The sequence below is a fragment of the Phosphitispora fastidiosa genome (genome assembly GCF_019008365.1).
GTDB lineage: Bacteria > Bacillota > Thermincolia > Thermincolales > UBA2595 > Phosphitispora > Phosphitispora fastidiosa.
The window spans coordinates 1-4,083 of sequence record NZ_JAHHUL010000038.1 but is presented as its reverse complement, the minus strand read 5'-3'; the positions used below and the strand labels follow the sequence as shown (position 1 = coordinate 4,083).

Here is a 4,083-nt window from a genome sequence, read left to right as displayed (position 1 = left end):
AGTTCTTTACACCAATATTAACTCTTGTAATCGCTTTAACGTTTGCCCTACAGGTTACAACTACTATGTCATTAGATGAAAGCGTTAGATGGAGAAAAAATGTAACGGCAATGCCAATTCCCGCTTTTCATGAGGCTGCAAGTAAATATATAGTAACATTGTTACTAGCAATCTTGTCATCCTTAATTGTATTAGTATTAGAAAATACAATTGGGAGAATTCTTTTAGCAGTAAATATTAATACGATAATTATATATACCTTTTTGTGTTTCACTATAGTACTATTGTACAATGCAATAGCTATACCAGTTTCATATAAATATGGAACCGCTAGGAGTAGATACTTCATTATGGCATTTATGGCGATCCCTATATCGATTCCTTATTTATTAAAAATTTTTGGGTTAAATATTAGTATTAAAAAAGTAATTACAAATACGACTTTATTCTGGACAATAAGCATAACTTTAGTTTTAATTCTATTTATAGTTTCACTATTACTATCAACAAAAATACTAAGAGGCTTAGAGAGTGGGAAAATGCCTGATTATTAGGATGACTTTGGTAATTTTTACACCTCACAGCAATAGTGAGATTCGGAGTCTGTCCGACGAAAGAAAGGACTTTTGGCCATCAGCGTCAACTACTACTATAAGCAAAACCGGTAGCAAAGGTGTATTTGATGGCTAAATTCAAGCCTTATTACTGGAACTAGGAATACTTTTTCCGAGATATTTAATCGAGTTGGTGCCCGGAAAATCATTTAGCGCGGCTTGTAAGTGATATTGTCGCCAAACTAATGATCAAGCCGCATATTCCCCAAGCCGCATATTCCCCAAGCATAAACCCATGTATCCGGCAAATCGGCTACGAGCCATACCTTATATAGAATGGAGTGTTGTCTTAAATGGGCTTTACTTTATCCCCCCAGAAGATTGTTTTTTTGTTCTTATTTGTTACATTGGCAATTGTTTTATTTAGATTAAACTCCAAAAAAAAGTAATCCTTTGATTTTTTAGCAATTCTTGAACAAACCATATCTCGTCTTCAACAGTCAAAATTAACTTTCCGGAAGTCATGACCTTGCATGAGGGTTTGAAGACTTATCCATAAGTGATAACTTCAAAATGCGTAGGCACACATCAATTGCGGATAACTCAATATTATTTGAGTAATTGAGTATTCTTAGGAGCCTTGATTAGGCCAAAACTATAGTTTTAATGATGCAAGTCCTCACAACAGCATCAAGCGTCAGACAGAACTGTTGAGTATTAATTGTACTAGCATTTACCGCCGGCCCCCTGGTCATAAACACCATTTCCGATGAGGACTTATTTGCCATGCGCCGGACGGCTCACCCCACGGATGATCTCCATTCCACTGATTTAGTCGATACTGGTGGGTGATTGCCCTGGTATTCAACTCTAAACCTCTCTTGGGAGTTTTTCGACCATGGTCGAAAAACTCTAGTCTAATTTAGAGTATTGTCTCAAACAATTAGGGAAGTTTCCATACACTGTCTTATTTGACGCTTACGGTTTGTCTGGGATAAAGGAAGAAGGATATTGATTGACAAGATTAAACTAGTCTTTAGCTGAAAATTTTAGTATAATAACTAATAAATACCAAACAAAATGAATTAAAAAAGGTAAACTTGTTGAAAAACGGACACAAAGCTGCGGGTGTATGTAAAACGAGTAATAATATCTCAATGATAGCTAGGTTGTTGAATTAGGCTCACTGTTGCTATTTACAACATCAGTGGCCTTGTTTATTTATAGGTGATGTATCATCTTGCCGTTTTAACTACCATGTAGGGTTGCTTTTAGTATCGGGAAAACTCGATCAGTTTTTTGGATTAGATACCAAGGAAGGAAGTGATTAATTTTGCCGGTTAAGATTGTCATGGCAGACGATGAACAAGGAGTTTTATTATTGCTCGGCTCATTTCTTAGCGAACTTGAAGATGCTCTGGTTGTAGGAACAGCGAAAAATGCCATTGATGCAATAAAGCTTGTCAAAGAGAAAAGCCCGGACGTAGCTTTCTTGGATATCGAACTGCCTGATATGATTGGGATAGAGTTAGCTGAAAACCTGAGAGAAATAAAACCCGATTTAGCTGTAGTTTTTATCACCGCCCATCAAGAATATTCCCTAGATGCTTTTAGACTTTATGCTTCAGATTATATTTTGAAACCTATTGATCAAGAACGAGTAAAAACAACTTTCCGGCGTATTCAGCAAATGCTAAAAATTCAGAAGAATAATCCATCAAACTTGAATTTGCAAACAGCCAGAATTTCTATAAACTTGGGCAATGAACGGGTCTTTGTGAAACTTAATGAGATTTTTTACATAGAGAAAGCTGGTCGTCATACTTTTATTTACTGCAGCGATGGCAAATTTAAGACGCGGGAAACTCTGCAGGAGTTGGAACAACACTTAGGGAATGGTTTTTTTCGCTCCCACAAATCTTATATCATTAACACTGACTGGATTGAACGAATAGTCAATTACCCCAATTCCTCGTATTACGAGGTTAGATTTAAAAATTGTCAAGGTAAGGCATTGCTTAGCCGTGACCGAATACAAGATTTGATGTCGTATTCCGACCTTAACGTCTTAAGGGGGTAATGGTAATGGATCTAATGCCACTGATACCCTTTTTGGGCGAATCTCTTCCTGAGAGTTTAGTTTTATATTATATGGTACTGGCTCTAATAGGCAAAAAGGAATCTCCTCTGTTTGTTATAACTCTTTCTTTGTTAACTTCCCTGTTTTCTTTTGTTGTCCGTTCAATACCAATGGTTTTTGGCATCCATTCCATCTTACAGGTAATATTGATGGTTATTTTTTTAAACCTTTTTTTAAAATTACCTTGGCGTGCAGCTTTAACCATTATGGTGCTGGTAAGTGCAATCTTGGGATTGGCAGAGGGTATTTCCGTTCCTTTTTTGGCTTGGATTTTTTCTTTTAAACTAGAACAAATTATCTCTGATCCTTTGCTTCGAATTCTATTTCCTTTGCCACATTTACTTTTATTGGCAGCCTTAACCCTCATTTTTATCAAACGCCAATGGCGGTTGCCACTGATTATACGACTAATCGAAGCGAACAATGGGGCAAAAGGGGAAAAAAGGCAGTTGCTTAGCCAAACAGGCCTTTTTTTGTTATGCCTTGTACAAGCTTTAATGCTGGCATTATTGAAGATCAGTTTTAACATCTATACCTCGGGCTTATACTACAGCTTTACCCTTGATACTTTGGTACAAATTAGCAGCGCTGTCCTAATGGTTTCAACGGTAGCTACTATTTTTGTAGCCGGTTACTTGCAGCGGGTCACAGAACGGGAGGCCAGGCTAGCAACAGAATTACGTCATGTCAGAGAGAGGCATAATTTGAATTTGCGATTACAGGTTGAACGGCATGATATCTATAATCACCTTTCAGCTATTTATGGCTATTTAAAATCAAGTCATTACGCACAGGCTGAAAGCTATGTCGAAAATTTATATCAAACGGTCCGCTATATTGAAATTCTCTTAAAAATTGATCCGCCGGAATTGGCTGCTATTCTAAGTGTAAAACAGGAAGAAGCAAAAACCAAAGGGGTTGAATTTCATTGGCAGGTAAAAATGGAAGGCAATAGCTTGCCATTATCACCTGAGGATCTTACCCATTTGGTTGGAAACTTAATGGATAATGCTTTGGAGGCGGCAAAAGCCAACTGCTCTCCGAGGGTAGATTTGACTCTCATCTGCAATAAATTTGGTTTGCAGGTTAACGTTGCTAATAACGGTGCCCCTATTCCTCGGGATATTAGGCATAGTATCTTTGCGGCGGGGTATACAACAAAAGATACGAATCATCATAGTGGCCTGGGGCTTTTTATAATTAAGCAAATTATAGACCGCCATGGTGGCCGATTAGAATTAAAAGAACCTGAAAACTATCCCGGAGTGGAATTTAAAATATACATACCATGGAGTAGTTATATGGATTGATTCCAGATAACGAAAAGGGGAATCTTTTTCAGCTCTTGCAAGGGCTGATTTTTTTGTGCACAAAAATAACGATACAAGC

General features: G+C 37.4%; 3 protein-coding genes and 1 riboswitch. All 3 genes read left to right on the top strand.

Annotation, left to right across the window (positions count from 1 at the left end; translation table 11 throughout):
- Window positions 1–554 (top strand): ABC-2 transporter permease (locus Ga0451573_RS18730; protein ID WP_231685709.1); only part of this gene is annotated, 554 nt, incomplete at its 5' end.
- Window positions 555–1,637: 1,083 nt separating this feature from the next.
- Window positions 1,638–1,731, top strand: a riboswitch (cyclic di-GMP riboswitch).
- Window positions 1,732–1,887: 156 nt separating this feature from the next.
- Window positions 1,888–2,634: a LytR/AlgR family response regulator transcription factor gene (locus Ga0451573_RS18725; protein WP_231685708.1), complete on the top strand. Its 747-nt coding sequence runs from the start codon at window positions 1,888–1,890 to the stop codon at window positions 2,632–2,634.
- Window positions 2,635–2,639: 5 nt separating this feature from the next.
- Window positions 2,640–4,004, top strand: coding sequence for a sensor histidine kinase (locus Ga0451573_RS18720; protein ID WP_231685706.1), 1,365 nt, complete (start codon window positions 2,640–2,642; stop codon window positions 4,002–4,004).
- Window positions 4,005–4,083 lie beyond the last annotated feature (79 nt).

Excerpts from the sequence above, each read along its gene's own strand:
- Ga0451573_RS18720 (WP_231685706.1), top strand. The coding sequence starts at position 2,640 with ATGGATCTAATGCCACTGATACCCTTTTTGGGCGAATCTCTTCCTGAG.